The sequence below is a fragment of the Acinetobacter sp. RG5 genome, assembly GCF_031844265.1.
In the GTDB taxonomy this organism is placed as follows: domain Bacteria; phylum Pseudomonadota; class Gammaproteobacteria; order Pseudomonadales; family Moraxellaceae; genus Acinetobacter.
Window position 1 is genome coordinate 453984 of the sequence record NZ_JAUZUV010000001.1, and the last position, 18587, is coordinate 472570.

14 protein-coding genes and 1 tRNA gene are annotated in these 18587 nt (G+C 42.6%); 5 read left to right on the plus strand and 10 right to left on the minus strand.

All coding sequences use genetic code 11. The annotated features are described in order from the left end of the window. Positions 1-40: 40 nt before the first annotated feature. The 9 genes from sucD to sdhC all read right to left on the minus strand — a co-directional run bounded on the left by sucD (position 41) and on the right by sdhC (position 12087). The gene (sucD, locus tag Q9R21_RS02250) at positions 41-931 is read right to left on the minus strand and encodes a succinate--CoA ligase subunit alpha (RefSeq protein ID WP_004646291.1); all 891 of its coding nucleotides are present in this window, start codon (positions 929-931) and stop codon (positions 41-43) included. A gap of 12 nt (positions 932-943) precedes the next feature. Then, the gene (gene sucC, locus Q9R21_RS02255; RefSeq protein ID WP_311203637.1) at positions 944-2110 is read right to left on the minus strand and encodes an ADP-forming succinate--CoA ligase subunit beta; all 1167 of its coding nucleotides are present in this window, start codon (positions 2108-2110) and stop codon (positions 944-946) included. 170 nt (positions 2111-2280) lie between these two features. Then, positions 2281-3711, minus strand: a complete 1431-nt coding sequence (gene lpdA / locus Q9R21_RS02260; RefSeq protein WP_004279436.1) for a dihydrolipoyl dehydrogenase — start codon at positions 3709-3711, stop codon at positions 2281-2283. A 99-nt stretch (positions 3712-3810) separates the two neighbouring features. Next, on the minus strand, positions 3811-5025 hold the full coding sequence (odhB, locus tag Q9R21_RS02265; protein WP_311203638.1) for a 2-oxoglutarate dehydrogenase complex dihydrolipoyllysine-residue succinyltransferase: 1215 nt from the start codon (positions 5023-5025) through the stop codon (positions 3811-3813). 18 nt (positions 5026-5043) lie between these two features. After that, positions 5044-7866 carry a 2-oxoglutarate dehydrogenase E1 component gene (locus Q9R21_RS02270; protein ID WP_004279434.1) on the minus strand — a complete coding sequence of 941 codons (2823 nt, stop codon included), beginning with the start codon at positions 7864-7866 and terminating at the stop codon, positions 5044-5046. 821 nt (positions 7867-8687) lie between these two features. Beyond that, positions 8688-9398: a succinate dehydrogenase iron-sulfur subunit gene (locus tag Q9R21_RS02275; RefSeq protein ID WP_004279433.1), complete on the minus strand. Its 711-nt coding sequence runs from the start codon at positions 9396-9398 to the stop codon at positions 8688-8690. 14 nt (positions 9399-9412) lie between these two features. Continuing rightward, positions 9413-11311 (minus strand): FAD-binding protein, encoded by a 1899-nt coding sequence (locus Q9R21_RS02280; RefSeq protein ID WP_311203639.1) that lies wholly within the window; start codon positions 11309-11311, stop codon positions 9413-9415. A gap of 12 nt (positions 11312-11323) precedes the next feature. After that, complete coding sequence (gene sdhD, locus Q9R21_RS02285) at positions 11324-11689, minus strand: succinate dehydrogenase, hydrophobic membrane anchor protein (RefSeq protein ID WP_004279431.1); 366 nt, start codon at positions 11687-11689, stop codon at positions 11324-11326. After that, entirely contained in the window at positions 11689-12087 is a 399-nt protein-coding gene (gene sdhC / locus Q9R21_RS02290) for a succinate dehydrogenase, cytochrome b556 subunit (RefSeq protein WP_004279430.1), read from the minus strand. Before sdhC ends, sdhD begins: the two co-directional genes overlap by 1 nt. Before the next feature lie 1005 nt (positions 12088-13092). Here sdhC and gltA point away from each other — a divergent pair. From gltA to Q9R21_RS02305, 3 genes are all read left to right on the plus strand, one after another. Further along, complete coding sequence (gltA, locus tag Q9R21_RS02295) at positions 13093-14367, plus strand: citrate synthase (protein WP_004279429.1); 1275 nt, start codon at positions 13093-13095, stop codon at positions 14365-14367. A 156-nt stretch (positions 14368-14523) separates the two neighbouring features. Then, positions 14524-15027, plus strand: coding sequence for a hypothetical protein (locus Q9R21_RS02300; RefSeq protein WP_005107522.1), 504 nt, complete (start codon positions 14524-14526; stop codon positions 15025-15027). 373 nt (positions 15028-15400) lie between these two features. Further along, entirely contained in the window at positions 15401-17026 is a 1626-nt protein-coding gene (locus tag Q9R21_RS02305) for an NAD+ synthase (RefSeq protein WP_311203640.1), read from the plus strand. Between the two features lie 221 nt (positions 17027-17247). On the opposite strand, the gene Q9R21_RS02310 is transcribed toward Q9R21_RS02305, so the two are convergent. Beyond that, positions 17248-17324: transfer RNA gene (locus Q9R21_RS02310), tRNA-Met, on the minus strand. A 175-nt stretch (positions 17325-17499) separates the two neighbouring features. On the opposite strand from Q9R21_RS02310, the gene Q9R21_RS02315 reads away from it, so the two are divergent. Beyond that, positions 17500-17904 (plus strand): hypothetical protein, encoded by a 405-nt coding sequence (locus Q9R21_RS02315; protein ID WP_004730270.1) that lies wholly within the window; start codon positions 17500-17502, stop codon positions 17902-17904. 240 nt (positions 17905-18144) lie between these two features. After that, entirely contained in the window at positions 18145-18585 is a 441-nt protein-coding gene (locus tag Q9R21_RS02320; protein WP_004279425.1) for a universal stress protein, read from the plus strand. Positions 18586-18587: the final 2 nt, after the last annotated feature.

An 18587-nucleotide genomic window follows, 5' to 3' on the forward strand; every position in this document is an offset into this window, starting at 1 on the left:
CCACAATATTGAGGGCATTTTATTAACTTTAAATTTACAATTATACTAAACCTTTATCTTTTAATACTTGCAGCATGGTTGAACCAAGTTCGGCTGGACTACGTGTATACGCCATACCCGCACGCTCAAAGGCAGCAAACTTTTCTTCTGCTGTGCCCTTACCACCTGAAATAATCGCACCTGCGTGACCCATACGTTTGCCTTTAGGTGCAGTCACACCCGCAATATAACCAACAACTGGCTTAGTCACATTCGATTGAATATATTCCGCAGCTTCTTCTTCCGCAGTACCGCCAATCTCACCAATCATAATGATAGCTTCAGTTTGTGGATCTTCCTGGAACAGTTTCAAGCAGTCAATCTGGTTCATGCCCGGAATCGGGTCACCACCAATACCGATACAGGTCGACTGACCTAAACCGAGTTTTGTAGTTTGCGCCACAGCCTCATAAGTCAGTGTGCCTGAACGTGAAATAATCCCGATTTTACCGGGCTGATGAATATGTCCCGGCATGATCCCGATTTTACATTCACCCGGCGTAATAATACCCGGACAGTTTGGCCCGATCAGACGTGTGCCATTACCATTGGTTTCCAGATAACGCTTGGCTTTGAGCATGTCGATGGTCGGTACACCTTCAGTAATTACCACAATTAACTCAATGCCAGAATCAACCGCTTCAACAATAGAGTCCAGTACAAAGGGTGCCGGAACATAAATCACTGAAGCATCTGCACCTGTTTCTTTCACTGCTTCACGCATGGTATTAAATACAGGCAATTCTAAATGGGTTTGACCACCTTTACCCGGGGTTACACCACCCACGACTTTAGTGCCGTAGGCTAAAGCCTGTTCAGAATGGAATGTACCGTTTTTGCCTGTAAAGCCCTGTACCAATACTTTAGTGTCTTTATTAACTAATACGCTCATGTTAGATACTCCTTAAGCTTTTACAGCAGCAACGATTTTTTCTGCAGCGTCAGCAAGACCATGTGCAGAAATCAATTTCAAACCTGATTCATCCAGTAATTTTGCACCCAGTTCCGCATTGTTGCCTTCGAGGCGAACAACCACAGGAACTGTCACATTTACTTCCTGAACCGCTGCAATAATTGCTTCAGCAATCATGTCACAACGTACAATTCCACCAAAAATATTGATTAATACACCCTGCACAGAAATATCTGCCAAGATAATTTTAAAGGCTTCAATCACGCGCTCTTTGGTTGCACCACCACCCACATCCAAGAAGTTGGCTGGTTGACCGCCATAAAGCTTAATAATATCCATGGTTGCCATGGCAAGACCGGCACCATTGACCATACAACCAATGTTACCTTCCAACGCTACATAGTTCAGATCAAACTCAGACGCTTTTAGCTCACGTTCATTTTCCTGAGACTTATCACGTAATACGGCCACTTCAGGCAAACGGTACAGCGCATTTGAATCAATTCCGATTTTGGCATCAACACACAGAATGTCGCCATTTTCACGCACAGACAACGGATTGATTTCGAAAAGTGCAAAATCATTATCTACAAATGCCTGATAAGCAGCCTTCATGACTTTAACAAACTGATTAATTTGTCCATCTTTGAGTTTAAGTGCAAAAGCAACTTCGCGTGCCTGAAATGGCATTAAACCGACTAAAGGATCAACTTCAACTTTAATAATTTTTTCAGGGGTTTCTTCGGCCACTTTCTCAATTTCAACACCACCCTCAGTCGATGCCATAAAAGTGATGCGGCGAGTCGAGCGATCCACCACTGCGCCCAAGTACAGCTCGCGCTCAACCGGATAAACATCCTCAGAGACTAAAATGCTATTGACCGGCTGACCATTGGCATCAGTCTGGTAAGTCACCAAGCGTGAACCAATAATCTGGTTGGCATATTCAGCAGCCTCGGCAGCCGATTTTACCACTTTTACCCCACCAGCCTTACCCCGGCCACCCGCATGCACCTGCGCTTTTAATACTGCAAACTTTCCACCCAACTGCTCGAAAGCATGTACCGTTTCATCGGCATTGGTGGCAAGTATCCCTTCCTGTACAGGCATACCATATTTTTTTAATAGCGCTTTTGCTTGATACTCATGTAAATTCATTGAATAACCTTTTATTACTTCTTTGCCTTGTTATAACCCACTAGCACCCAGACGTCCGTCAAAGCAGTACCAGCATTTCTTAAAATCGTTATCTTTATTTTTAGATGATTGTTCCAATAAAAACAACCATGAAATGTAAAAAGAGCGACCTAAGTCGCTCTTTTTTCGAATTACTTACGCTTACGTTGGATCGCGTGAATCGCACGCCCATCAACTGCAAGTGCAGCTTCATGTACCACTTCAGAGAAGGTCGGGTGACCGAAAGTCATCAACTGAAGATCTTCAACTGAAGATACAAACTCAAGCGCGATCATACCTTGGTGAACGATATCAGACGCAGCAGGTCCAATCACGTGCATACCGAGTAAACGATCCGTTTTTGCATCAGCAACAAACTTCACGAAACCGGCACCTTCACCCGCAGCTAAAGCACGACCGTTCACAGCAAAACCGAATTGACCCGTTTTAACTTCGTGACCTTTTTCAGTCGCTTGCTGTTCTGTTAAACCTACCCACGCCGCTTCCGGATGTGTGTAAATTACAGAAATAATGGTGTCATAGTTCACTTGTGCAGCATGACCGTGAATACGCTCAACCGCCATTACGCCTTCTTCCATTGCTTTATGCGCAAGCATTGGACCACGTACCAAGTCACCAATTGCGTATACGCCTTCAACTGAAGTTGCACACCAATCGTTGACTTCAACCAAACCGCGTTCAGTCAATTTAATGCCTGAATCATCAGCCAATAAACCTTCAGCATATGCGCGACGACCGACACAAACGATCAATTTATCGAAAGTTTCAGTTTTGTCTTCACCAGCTTGGTTATATTTAACCGTTACTTCACGACCATTGATTTCAGTACCTGCAACTTTTGCACCGATACGGATATCCATACCTTGCTTAGTCAACAGTTTTTGGAAGTCTTTTGCCAATGCTTTATCAGCCATTGGTAAGAATGCATCCATTGCTTCAAATACAACAACTTCAGCACCAAGACGACGCCATACAGAACCAAGCTCAAGACCGATCACGCCCGCACCAATTACACCTAAACGCTTAGGTACTTCTGGGAATTCAAGCGCGCCAGTAGAATCAACAATTAAGTCTTGATCTACAGGAGCCACTGGAATATTTACTGGTACAGAACCCGTCGCAAGAATCACATATTTAGGCTCTAAAACTTGAGTTTCACCTTCGTGAGAAACAAATTCTACTTTTTTACCTGCAAGCAGTTTACCCGTACCTTTTAACCACTCGATGCCATTACCTTTAAGTAACTGATCGATACCGCCAGTCAATTGATCTACAACTTTGTCTTTACGAGCCAGCATTTTAGAAAGATCGAATTTAACTTCACCAGTCGTAATACCATGGTCATCTAGATGTTGAACTGTATCTTCATAACGATGTGAAGAATCAAGTAAAGCTTTAGACGGGATACAACCGACGTTTAAGCAAGTACCACCTAAAGATGGTTTACCTTTATGAATACGTTTTTCGATACACGCAACTTTAAAACCAAGTTGAGCTGCACGAATTGCTGCTTCGTAGCCGCCCGGGCCACCACCAATTACGACTAAATCGAATTGAGACATGTTTATCTCCAACTAATCCCCCTTATTAATCCCCCTTTTCCAAAGGGGGATCTTCCCCTCTTTTTAAAGAGGGGTTAGGGGAGATTTTTAATGAATAAATTACAGATCAAGGATCAGACGCGCTGGCTCTTCTAACAATTCTTTGATTGTTACAAGGAAACCGACTGCTTCTTTACCATCGATTAAACGGTGATCATAAGACAGTGCAAGGTACATCATTGGCAAGATTTCTACTTGACCATTCACCGCCATCGGACGTTCCTGGATTTTATGCATACCCAGAATCGCAGTTTGTGGCGTATTTAAAATTGGTGTAGAAAGCAATGAACCGAAAGTACCACCATTAGTAATGGTGAATGTACCGCCAGTCATATCTTCGATACCCAGTTTACCGTCACGTGCCTTGCCAGCATATGCACGGATGCCATTTTCAACTTCAGCATAGTTCATGCGGTCTGTATCACGAAGAACAGGAACCACTAGACCACGCTCAGATGAAACTGCAACACCGATGTCGTAGTAACCGTGATACACGATGTCATCGCCATCAATTGAAGCATTTACCGCTGGATAGCGTTTAAGTGCTTCAGTTGCTGCTTTAACGAAGAATGACATGAAGCCAAGACGCGCACCATGACGCTTCTCGAATGCATCTTTGTATTGAGCACGCATTTCCATGATTGGTTTCATGTTCACTTCGTTGAACGTGGTCAACATTGCAGTTTCTTGAGTCGCTGCAAGTAAACGTTCAGCAACACGCTTACGAAGGCGAGTCATAGGAACACGTTTTTCGATACGCTCGCCCACTGCAACGCTTAATGGTTGCGCTGCAGATGCTGCCGGTTTCGCTTGATGATTTGCCACATCTTCTTTCGTGATGCGACCGCCACGGCCTGTACCTGCAACGTCAGCAGCTGCAACACCAGATTCAGTCAATGCTTTACGCACTGCTGGAGCCTGATCCTGTACTTGTTGACGTTCAACGATCGGTGCATTACCCGCTTCAGTTTGCGCAGCAGCTTGTTCAACTTTCTCTTCAGACTGAACTGCTTGAGTTTGCGTAGCGCCAGAAACAGCACCTTCTTCAAACTGTGCAATGACTTCAGCTGAAAGAACAGTATCGCCTTCACCTTTAATAATAGATGCAAGTGTACCGTCTGCAGGAGCAACAACTTCTAAAACAACTTTATCAGTCTCAATATCGCAGATCACTTCATCACGTGACACTGCTTCACCTGGTTGTTTGTGCCAAGTTGCGATCGTACCGTCCGCAACTGACTCTGGGAATACCGGTGCTTTAATTTCGGTTGCCATTACTTAGAATCTCCTGGATTATTCAGCGTCGATCGCAAGCGCGTCGTTGATGAGCTGAGCTTGTTGTTTTGCATGCAAATATGGTGAACCACATGCCGGTGCAGCAGAAGCTTCACGGCCTGCATAGCTAATACGTACTTGTTTACCCGCTTTCATCACGTCGTCATATAGACGCGGTGCGATGAACAACCAAGCGCCTTGGTTCTTCGGTTCTTCTTGCGCCCAAACAAGTTCTTTAACGTTTGGATATTGCGCAAGCACTTCTGCCAGGCGTTTTTCTGGGTATGGATATAATTGTTCAATACGTACAATTGCAGTGTTGTTCAATTCTTTTTCACGACGTTTTTCAACTAGGTCGTAATACACCTTACCACCACACAGAACCAGACGGGTTACATCTGACTTGTTGATGTTGTCTACTTCATCAATCACGGTTTGGAATGTACCGTTTGCAAGCTCTTCAAGGCTAGATACAGCAAGCTTGTGACGAAGTAAAGATTTCGGCGAAGTAACAATCAATGGCTTACGGATTGGACGAATCGCTTGACGACGTAATGCGTGGAAAATCTGCGCAGGCGTAGTCGGTGTGATGACTTGCATGTTGTCTTCAGCACATAGCTGCAAGAAACGTTCCAAACGTGCAGACGAATGTTCTGGACCTTGACCTTCAAAACCGTGTGGAAGAAGCATAGTTAAGCCACATACACGCTCCCATTTGGTTTCACCAGATGAGATGAACTGGTCAATGACAACCTGTGCACAGTTTGCGAAGTCACCGAATTGTGCTTCCCAGATGATCAAACTCTTAGGAAGAGTCGTCGCATAACCATATTCAAATGCCAATACAGCCATTTCTGACAACAAAGAGTCATAGATTGCAGTACGCGGCTGGTTTTCTTTCAGGTTACACAGTGGAAGATAAGTTGAACCATCTACCTGATTATGCAGTTTTGCATGACGGTGTGAGAAAGTACCACGACCTACGTCTTCACCCGTTAAACGAAGCAAGTAACCATCATCTAGTACAGTTGCATACGCCAGAGTTTCAGCAGCACCCCAGTTCAGAGGCATTTCACCCGTTTGCATTTTCAGACGGTCATCAATTACTTTTGCAACTTGACGCTGCATCACGAAGCCTTCAGGAAGCTCACGCATTTTCTTGCCAAGCTCTTTTAGACGTTCGATTGGGAAAGTTGTATCCCACTCGTCTGTGTACTCATGACCTAAGTAAGGAGTCCAATCCACAAACATTTTTTTGTTTGGTTCAAGTACCAGTGCATTGGCAACGTGATTACCCGCTTCCAGGTCTGCACGGTAGTTTTCAACCATTTGATCTGCACTTGCGCGATCAAGAACACCCTGTTGTACCAATTGATCCGCATAAAGCGTACGCGTAGTCGCTTTCTTGTTAATCACTTGATACATCATTGGTTGAGTTGCAGCTGGCTCATCCGCTTCGTTATGACCACGACGACGGTAGCAGAACATGTCAATCACAACGTCTTTACGGAAGGTATGACGGAAGTCATGTGCCAATTGTGAAATGAACACCACAGCTTCAGGATCATCACCATTCACATGGAAGATCGGTGCCTGAATCATTTTTGCGATGTCAGTACAGTATTCTGTAGAACGTGCGTCACGTGGATCAGACGTCGTGAAACCAACCTGGTTGTTAATTACAATGTGCACTGTACCACCCACGGTATAACCGCGAGTTTGTGACATCTGGAAAGTTTCCTGGTTAACGCCCTGACCTGCAAATGCAGCATCACCGTGTACGATTAATGGCAATACGTCATCGCCGCCAATGTCTTTACGACGTACTTGACGTGCACGTACTGAACCTTCAACCACAGGGCCAACGATTTCAAGGTGTGACGGGTTAAACGCCAATGCCAAGTGAACTTCGCCACCTGGAGTCATCACGTTTGAAGAGAAGCCTTGGTGATACTTAACGTCACCAGAACCTTTCTTGTGAATAGACTTACCTTCGAACTCACCAAACAGGTCAGCCGGGTTCTTACCCATGATGTTAACAAGAAGGTTTAAACGGCCGCGGTGAGGCATACCGATCACAACTTCTTTACAGCCTACAGAACCTGCACGCTGAATAATTTCGTTGACCATCGGGATGAATGCTTCACCACCTTCAACGCCGAAACGTTTGGCACCAACGAATTTATTACCAAGATATTTTTCTAGGCCTTCAGCCGCAGTTAAACGCTCAAGGACATGTTTCTTTTGATCAGCATTGAAGCCATATTGACCGCGTGCACTTTCTAGACGTTGTTGAATCCAACGTTTTTCTTTGGTGTCCACGATGTGCATGTATTCAGCACCGATTGAACCACAGTAAGTGGCTTCCATTGACTGAACCATTTCAGCCAAAGTCGCTTCTTCTTTACCGATCGCCAGGTTACCAGTATTGAATACTGTGTCTAAGTCAGACTGAGTCAAACCATGCGCAGCAAGATCTAGATCAGGCACAACTTCACGCTTCGCCAAACCTAATGGATCCAGTTTTGCTTTCTGGTGGCCACGGTTACGGTACGCAGCAATCAGCTGTAGCACGCCAATTTGACGACGTTCATGCTCTGAGCTGACTGTCGACTGAACAATAGGCTGAATACGGCTTGAATTGCGACCTAAAAGTAGGAATTGCTCACGTACATTACTGTGTGGTTGATCACCTTTTGGGAATTTATCGAAGTACGCTCTCCAGTCAGCACCCACTGAGTCTGGAGCAGTCAGATACTGCTCATAAAGTTCTTCAATATACGCTGCACTATCAGCGGAAAGTTCAGTGTCAAGACGCAGAGCGTCAGCAACTTCTTGCATTTGTGGACCCATTTCCTATTGCAAAAACATTTTCAGGATGCTTTTTAAGCAAAACCCAGGATTATTAGCATCAAATTGGTAATATGATACTAGTCCCCCATAAGGCATAAGCCATGAGGCGTTATCACCACACCAAGAAAATCTTGATATGTTTAATGAACAATAACGCCCCTCAGCGGCATCATCACTCATTGAATACCCGATCGAAACCGGGCAATTTTTTGCAAATCGACTTAGAAAAAAGCAAGCATTAACAAAGATTTTTTCTAAAGCGACTCGGGTCTACCTTTTATATACCAGTCCCTGATTATGCAGTGTTTAAAAAATGTACCTGGCGTGGCATTTTTTAAACATAGTCATGGGCTAAATGCTAACATGTTCTCAACTTTTCAATTGATTTTTTTGACACATACCTTCCATAAATTGGCTAAATACAGTTCAGATATTTTACTCTAATATATGGTGCTTTATCTCAAAAATAGATTCAATGTAGACTTAAGTCCTAAGCATTTCCGATAAATAAAAAGAGAGCAAACCTTTCAATCCACTCCCTCCTTAAATTTCCGTTATATAATAACATCGTTCTTGCTATTTTTCAGGTCAGTTTTACATCTAAAAATCATAAATACTCAAAATAATCACATGTTCTTCTTATATGGCGCTCAAAGCCCTTACCCTTTTCCTGACTGTTGCACTCAACTTTATACATTTTAAGTATAGGGTCTTTATTTTTATCTTATGATTTCTTAACTTTTCCAATAGTTTGCATAAAAAAGCACACCCAAAGATGTGCTTTTTTCTAAACTACTAGAAGCAGCCTATTAACCTGCCATATCTAAAAGCATATTACGGATGTGGCCGATTGCTTTTGTTGGGTTCAAGCCTTTAGGACATACAGATACACAGTTCATGATGCCTTTACAACGGAACAATGAGAATGGATCGTCAAGACGAGCCAAACGCTCTTGTGTACCCGTATCACGCGAGTCAATGATGAAGCGGTAAGCATTCAACAATGCTGAAGGACCCAAGAACTTGTCCGGGTTCCACCAGAATGACGGGCATGAAGTTGAACAGCATGCACATAGAATACATTCATACAGACCATCAAGATGCTCACGCTCTTCAGGAGACTGTAAACGTTCCTTAGGAGGTGCAGGCTGGTTGTTGATCAAGAATGGATGGATCTTGTTGTACTGATCATAGAACTGGTTCATGTCAACCACCAAGTCTTTCACTACAGGAAGACCAGGCAATGGACGAACAGTAATTTCATTTGGTAAATCGTTCAGGTTCCAAAGACACGCCAAACCGTTTTTACCATTGATGTTCACGCCATCAGAACCACAAATACCTTCACGACATGAACGACGGAACGTTAAAGTCTCGTCCTGTACTTTCAATGCAAGAAGTGCATCAAGCAACATACGGTGCTTATCAGTCAGTTCAAGTTTGAAAGTTTGCATGTACGGTGCTTTATCCTTGTCAGGATCGTAGCGGTAGATATGAAATGTACGAGTACCTCTACTCATCTGAATTCTCCTGATTAGAATGTACGTGGTTTAGGTGGAATCGCGTCAACCGACAATGGACGGTAACGAACTGGCTTGTACTCTAGACGGTTATCCGCAGAGAACCATAAAGTGTGCTTCATCCACTCATCATCACGACGACCATATGGGTATTCAGCATGGTCTGGAGACTCTTCAAAGTCTACAACCGTATGTGCACCACGGCATTCTTTACGAGCAGCAGCTGAAATAAGCGTTGCTTTCGCAACTTCATACAAGTTTTCAACTTCAAGTGCTTCAATACGTGCAGTGTTGAATACTTTAGATTTGTCTTTCAAGTGAATATTGCGTACGCGCGGTTCAATTGCAAGAATCTGCTTCACACCTTCGTCTAGAAGCGCAGATGTACGGAATACACCAGCGTGGTCTTGAACGATGTCACGGATTGCATCAGCAACCTCTTGAGCATTCTCACCTGTAGTCGATTCGTCAAGTTTACGAATACGTTCAACAGTTTCTTGAAGCACAGTTGTTGGAAGTGGCTCATATTCGCCATCGTGCTGTTTAGTCACATATTCAATGATATGTTGACCAGCAGCCTTACCAAATACCACCAAGTCAAGCAATGAGTTCGTACCTAGACGGTTCGCACCGTGTACAGATACACATGAACATTCACCGATTGCATAGAAGCCTTTTACTGGCTTAGCAAAATCACGACCTTCGGCATTTGTAGAGTAAACGTCAGTGTCTTTGTTGTAGTTAGCAACAAGCGCTTCAGTTTCACGAGACTCAGGAACAACCACCTGACCATGAATATTCGTCGGAATACCACCCATTTGGTAATGGATTGTTGGTACTACAGGAATTGGCTCTTTAGTGATGTCAACGTTCGCGAATTTCTTACCAATCTCGAATACAGATGGAAGACGTTTCATGATCGTGTCAGCACCCAAGTGCGTCATATCAAGCAGGATGTAATCGCCTTTAGGACCACAACCACGACCTTCTTTGATCTCTTGGTCCATAGAACGTGATACGAAGTCACGTGGCGCCAAGTCTTTCAAAGTTGGTGCATAACGCTCCATGAATGGTTCGCCGTCTTTGTTACGAAGGATTGCACCTTCACCACGACAACCTTCAGTCAACAATACGCCTGCGCCCGCAACACCCGTTGGGTGGAATTGCCAGAATTCCATATCTTGCAATGGAATACCTGCACGAGCTGCCATACCAAGACCGTCACCAGTGTTGATATAAGCGTTTGTAGATGCACGGTAAACACGACCAGCACCACCAGTAGCGAACAAAGTCGCTTTTGCTTGGAATACTGCAATTTTACCAGTTTCCTGATCAATTGCTGTAACACCTAGAACGTCGCCTTTTTCGTTACGGATCAGGTCAAGCGCAATCCATTCTACGAAGAACTGAGTGCCCATTTTCACGTTGCTTTGATAAAGTGTGTGAAGAAGTGCGTGACCGGTACGGTCGGCAGCAGCACATGCACGTGGCACAGCTTTTTCACCGTAGTTTGCTGAGTGACCACCGAATGGACGTTGGTAAATTGTACCATCAGCATTACGGTCGAATGGCATACCCAGGTGTTCAAGTTCATAAACCACTTGAGGCGCTTCACGAGTCATGAACTCGATTGCGTCTTGGTCACCTAACCAGTCCGAACCTTTAACTGTGTCGTAGAAGTGGTAGTGCCAGTTATCTTCTTGCATGTTACCAAGAGATGCACCAATACCACCCTGCGCTGCAACAGTGTGCGAACGAGTTGGGAATACTTTAGTCAGCACCGCAACTTTCAAACCAGCTTGAGCAAGTTGGTAAGACGCACGCATACCTGAACCACCACCACCAACGATGACAGCATCGAAAGTTTCGTGCGGAATATTTGTGTAATCTTCTTTAGGGTTTATAGCGCCCATGATTGTTTCCTATCAATTCGCCCAAAAAATCTGGATCGCCCAGATTGCATATGCAAGTACAGCAATGATTACTGCTGAAGTCAGTACAAGGCGTAAACCTGAAGCTGAAGGACCCATTTGACGAGTAGTCACATAATCCGTGAATACCTGCCACATGCCGATCCATGCGTGTGCAACAAGAGATAAGACCGCCAACAAAGACATGATCTTCATTGGAACTGTCATCATAAAGCCGTACCACTGTTCAAAGTTGAAACCACCATTCAGTAGAATCCAACCCAGTACAACAACGGTATAAACAGCTAGAACTACAGCACTGACACGTTGGAGAAACCAATCGCGAGAACCTGAACCTGTTAAACCAGTAGCGCTTTTCATTAGAGTACGATCCATACAAATGCTGCAACAATACCGATTGCAGACAAGATTAATGCGATAGTAGATGCAACACGGCCACTTTCTAGTTCTTCAGCAACGCCAATGTCAGCAAGTAAATGCTTAACACCCGCAATAAAGTGAAAAATCATGCCGGCGACAAATACCCATACAATAAAGCGAACAATGAAACCGTTAAAGATTTCTTGAACTTGCGCAAAACCTTCAGGCGAAGACAATGACTTGTCTAAAATCCATAGAAGGACCGGTACGAGTAAGAATACGATAACACCTGAAAGACGGTGTAGAATTGATGCAATAGCCACGGGTGATTTTAAGTTTACTTCTAAAACTTGACCCATGGACAAATTGACAGGTCTGTTGCTTTTCACAGCGGGCATCCTGTAAGTAAAAACTCCATCCGGAGTTTGTTGGAATTAATTCGAAGGAAAGCTGGCATTCTCAGGCAAATACATGCCTAAAATCAAAACGACACTGAATTATAAAACGTGAACTATTAAAATACAAACGGCTGAATTTGGCTTTTTGGATAAAAAACCATTAAATAAGAATCATTAACAACAATAAGTCAGACTTTATATATTATTCCACTCTTTCAATTCCTATCTATATGATTGTTTTTAAATAATTAAGATGATTAATTTACTCGGTTTTCAGCCTACAGGATCATGTTTGAGTTTTAGACTAAAGATGCACAGTTCCATCACAAATATTATTTAAATCTCTTTTTAATTCAGATTTAAATCAAGTGTCTAGATTTAACAGACCAATTGTCCCAATTCATCAGCAGCGCAGTGATTCAGATAACCTGATGTTAAATAGCGACTTAGTACACCACACGATGGGTTTTTCAATCGATTTGAAGCATTTAGATTCAAAAAATCATTCATTTATTTTTATACTGCTTACCTTTGCTGCAAAACTGGCCATTTATTAAGCTATTTTTTAATCAATTGAACCATATTCAAAATTCAATTAATTGCTTTTATTTATAATTCTACCTGTTAAATTCAGCTTGGCAAAAACGATGTAAGTTATGAGATTTATATAGTTTTAAGCATGCTCACCTTAATCTTTCACTATTTTCGCCCGCATTTCTTGCTAGGAAAAAACGCTTACAAATGCCCCAAGCAGTCTATTTTTTTCTGCACCTCTGCATCAATTTGACTTATTATAGAGGTTTGATGCTGTGATTTTACTGAACTTTTTATACTGAGCGAATGTGACTAAACTGCTGTGCGGCCGTCATTTTTCATCCATAAGTATAATTGACAAAATTTCAGTACTCACTAATCTTATAGCAAATTTTTGATCCGTCCGTTTTGTGCATTAAAAGATTGATAGACAAAGCGGATATACATTCACCAGGACAGGAGATCTATTGAATGTCTGAAGCAACTGGCAAGAAAGCCGTTTTACAGCTTGATGGCAAAGAAATTGAACTACCAATTTACAGCGGCACATTGGGCCCAGATGTAATCGACGTTAAAGATGTGTTGGCTGCAGGTCACTTTACTTTTGATCCTGGTTTTATGGCGACAGCTGCGTGCGAGTCTAAAATCACGTTCATCGATGGTAACAAAGGTGTACTTTTACACCGCGGCTACCCAATCGATCAATTGGCGACTAAAGCTGATTACCTGGAAACTTGCTATTTATTGTTAAATGGCGAACTTCCAACTGCTGAGCAAAAAGAAGAATTTGACGCTAAAGTACGTAACCATACGATGGTTCACGATCAAGTTAGCCGTTTCTACAATGGTTTCCGTCGTGATGCGCATCCTATGGCGATCATGGTAGGTGTGGTTGGTGCGTTGTCTGCGTTCTATCACAACAACCTTGACATCGAAGATGTGAACCACCGTGAAATCACTGCGATTCGTTTAATCGCGAAGATTCCTACGCTGGCGGCTTGGAGCTACAAGTACACCATTGGTCAACCATTCGTTTACCCACGTAATGACCTTGGTTATGCAGAAAACTTCCTGCACATGATGTTTGCTACTCCTGCAGATCGTGATTACAAAGTTGATCCAATCCTTGCAAAAGCAATGGACCGTATCTTCACGCTTCATGCTGACCACGAACAAAATGCTTCTACGTCTACCGTACGTTTAGCTGGTTCTACTGGTGCTAACCCGTATGCATGTATCGCTGCTGGTATCTCTGCACTTTGGGGTCCTGCTCATGGCGGCGCGAACGAAGCTGTTCTTAAGATGCTTGACGAAATCGGCACTGTAGAAAACGTTGCTGGCTTCATGGAAAAAGTGAAGACTAAAGAAGTTAAACTGATGGGCTTTGGTCACCGAGTTTACAAAAACTTCGATCCACGCGCGAAAGTAATGAAAGAAACTTGTGACGAAGTTCTTGGTGCACTTGGCATCAATGATCCACAGCTTGCATTGGCTATGGAACTTGAACGTATCGCGCTTTCTGACGAATACTTCATCAAGCGTAACCTATACCCTAACGTAGACTTCTACTCAGGTATCATCCTTAAAGCGATTGGTATCCCGACAGAAATGTTTACTGTGATCTTCGCGCTTGCACGTACTGTTGGCTGGATCAGCCACTGGTTAGAAATGCACAGCGGTCCTTACAAGATCGGTCGTCCTCGTCAGCTTTATACTGGCGAAGTTCAACGCGATATCGTTCGTTAATTCGAACCGCGTCGAAAGACTCAAGAAAACCACCCACCCGGGTGGTTTTTTTAGCACTGACAAAAGCCTACAAAAAATTGACCTGAAACGTTTTAAAATGAATATATCAAAATCATATTCACGGATTAAGTCACCTAAAAACAGGACGTATATTGAATGCTGTTGTATTTTCTGCCCTTTATTTTGAGATTGGTTCATTTTGAACAGTTTAAGTGCCGCAGTTTAACGTCTGGTGAAATCAAAATTTCCCAACAAGTATTTGGCAACCTGATCGATTATTCTCGCGTTAAAATCATGAATCACCCCTACCTGCCTTGGCAATCCAAACATGTCATTATGGCGCCCAGTGGCTACATCCATGTACGCAATTTAAATTATCGGGAAGATTATTCGCGCGAGAGTTTATCTTATCAGGCACTATTTATTCATGAGATGGCGCATATTTATCAACACCAATGTCAGATCAATGTGCTTTTAAAAGGGGCATTTTTACAAAGTGCTTATTTTCTCAGCTTGGGAAAATATAATCCGTACAAATATCAATTTAATCCCAACAAATCATTTTCAACCTACAATATTGAACAACAAGGCGATATTGCCCGGGATATTTTTCTAAAAAAAATTCCGAATATTATTTTAAATCCAAAAATAAACAGATGATATTTAATCAGTTTAATTCCAAACAATATAGCTAAGGCATATTTTAAAAGCCAAAATTTAGATTTCAGTCTTTAAATCTACATAAGCCTAGATGCATAAAAAATCAGCATATTTTCTAATTTTATATAATAACTTTTTTCACTCAATGCCTGTTCTGCTAAATCAACTCTAGCTTATCGATAAAATTTCGATAAAATAGGCCGGTATGATTATTTTGCATCGCACATTAAGATTCAATGATCATGAGATAAAAAGTTTTTTTATTTAAGCCATTTGGCATTTTATGAATATCGAAGTGCACTCAACTGAATAATTAGAATTATAAAAATCAGTAATTTAGTGTATCAACCTATAGGAATAGGATTTACTTGGAATGAAAAGTTTTAAAATTGCGATTGCTCAATTCTCTCCACATGTGGGCAATCTGGATGCAAATACGCAAAAAATGATTGATCTGGCCAATCAGGCTAAAAAAGATAAAGCGGATCTGATTATCTTTCCTGAACTTTCAACGCTGGGCTACCCTGCAGAAGACTTATTAATTCGCCCGAGCCTGGTGAAACGCACCAAAGCGGCTTTTGAAAAACTGACTGAAGTAAAAGATATTGTCATGGTCTTTGGTTTTGTTAATCAAACTGAAGATGGTCAGCGTTATAACTCGGCTGCTGTCATGAAAGATGGCGAAGTACTGGGTGTTTATAACAAGCAAGTGTTGCCAAACTATGGCGTATTTGATGAAAAGCGTTATTTTGGCGAAGGTCATCAGCATCTGGTTTTTGAGTATCTTGGACATAAATTTGGCGTACTGATCTGTGAAGATGTCTGGTCTTTGGCGACTGTTCAGCAACTGGCAAAATTGAATATCGACACAGCTTTGGTACTGAATGCCTCGCCATATGAAGTGGGTAAACCACAACATCGCATTGAAACCATGGCGGCCTTGGTCAAACAGCTGAATATCAATCTGGTGTACTGTAACCAGGTTGGTGGCCAGGATGATCTGATCTTTGACGGTACCAGTTTTGTGCTCAACAAATCTGGCGAGGTGGCTTTACAGGCACCCACTTTCCAGGAAAATCTGGCAATTGCAGAATTTAATGCTGAACAACTGCAATTCAGCAAAGGCGCAATTGCACCTGCTTTAGACACCATGGCTGAGATTTATCAAAGCCTGGTCATGGCCACACGTGATTATGTACAGCGTTCTGGCTTCCCAGGTGTGATTCTAGGACTGTCTGGCGGGATTGACTCTGCCCTGACCCTAGCGATTGCTGTAGATGCGCTTGGCGCAGACAAAGTTCAAGCTGTGATGATGCCATATACTTATACCGCACAAATCAGTGTCGAAGATGCAGCGGCTCAAGCCAAAAATATGGGCGTGACTTTCGGTATTGCCGAAATCAATCCTGTGGTAAGCGGCTTTATGCAGGTGCTGTTCCCATTCTTTGGTAATGTTCCAGTCGATGCCACCGAAGAAAACCTGCAAGCACGTTCACGTGGCACCTTATTAATGGCCCTGTCTAACAAATTCGGTAATCTGGTGCTGGCAACCGGTAATAAATCTGAACTAGCTGTCGGTTATTGCACCCTGTATGGCGATATGGTCGGTGGTTATGCAGTTCTGAAAGATGTATATAAAACCATTGTGTTTGAACTGGCGAAGTATCGTAACAGCATTTCAGAAATTCCAGTGATTCCGGAACGTGTGATTACCCGTCCACCTTCAGCAGAACTGCGTCCAGATCAGGTCGATCAAGACTCTTTACCTGCCTATGACATTCTAGATGCAATCTTGTACTCTTATATTGAAGAAGATATGAGCCAGGACGATATCATTGCCAAAGGCTTTGACGCTGAAGTCGTGAAGAAAGTGATTCGTCTGGTTGATATCAATGAGTACAAGCGCCGCCAAGGTGCCATTGGGCCACGTATCAGTTCACGTTCTTATGGCCGTGAGCGTCGTTATCCAATCGTGAATGGCTGGAAAGCAGGTAGCTAAATTCTGTTTTCAATGATGTAAATCAGAATCGTCCAAGTGAATGCTTGGACGATTTTTTTATGCGGCAGTAAAATGAAGAATAGCCCCAACATTAAGAAGGAAAAATGATGTTTTGCGGAAACTGCAAAAATTAGTGGATGCTTCAAATAATTTTTTTATGGTTTGCAGTGCTTTTTAAAAGACAAAAAAAGAGACCAAGCTGAGAGCTTGGTCTTTTAAAATGGTGGCTATGACGAGACTTGAACTTGTGACCCCCGCATTATGAGTGCGGTGCTCTAACCAACTGAGCTACATAGCCGTAAACTGTGTGCGCATTATCGTAATTTCAGCTTCTATCGTCAAGCATTTTAAAACACAAATGTTCAGTCTTTATGCAAATACGGAATAAACTTTTAAATTTTAAACAAAAAAGGGTTTTTTAGTATGTAATTCACGCATTCATAGCACCATTTAATTCTTCGAGGAATCATTAGATGTATAAAATCAAAATATTTATTTTACTCATTGGCCTTTCAAGTCTGAGTGCCTGCCAGACCATCTCGCCTATTTTCGTAGATTATAATGGCGTCAGACGTGATGTGGCACAGTGGATTAATCAGCAGCAACTGATGAGCATGCAGCAGAAAAGGTCTTTGGCACAACTCAGCAGAGCACAGCAGAAAATCGAGCGCTATCCGGAATATGATCAGAGCCAACGACTGGCGGTAACCCGGGAAAATCAGATTGCATTACATTGTGCGCGTTTACATGTGACAGAACATAAAATCCGGCAGCTACAGCAAAAAATTTATGCAGGTGAAACTCAAACAATTTTAAATCGCTATGAACAGCTGTCACCGCAAATAAAATTAGACCCGACCTCTATTCGATGTGATTAATCACTGTCTTAGGCTATCACATTAATTACATATAAATTATTAACTTAGGCTAAATAAATCACCCAATTAAATAGCTCTAAACAGGTGCTTCATTTTTTAATCTATTAGATATTATACCTATGTATTTACTTGGTTTTATTTTTATACAATACAGGCTATGATCAAAGTATAAACAACTATTCGTACCCGGTTTAACGCGTCATAATTTTATAACTCTAAATTCCCCTCAGGAGAATTCTAATGCCTTTTGAACATATTTTAGTACCTGTTGACGGTTCAGAAACATCGTATGCTGCAGTGGATAAAGCTGTAGAAATTGCCAAAGCATTTAACAGTAAAGTCACAGTGGTTCAAGTGCTGGCACTGGACCCTTATATCGCTGCGGAATATATCTCTGCGGCACAAACCAATGACCTGATTGAACGTGCCCGTACTTCCATCCTCAAAACGCTGGATGAAGCCAAAGCAAAATTCTCTGGTGCCGGTGTTGAAGTGGATACACAGCTCCTTGAGGGTCAGGTAATTTATAGCGAGATTGTCAAAGCAGCTAAAGATTTAAATTCTGACCTGATCGTGATTGGTTCCCATGGTCGCACGGGCTTCAAAAAGCTGTTCCTTGGCAGCGTAGCGCAAAGCATTCTCGGCCAAGCGGATATCCCAGTAATGGTGATTCGCAACTAAGT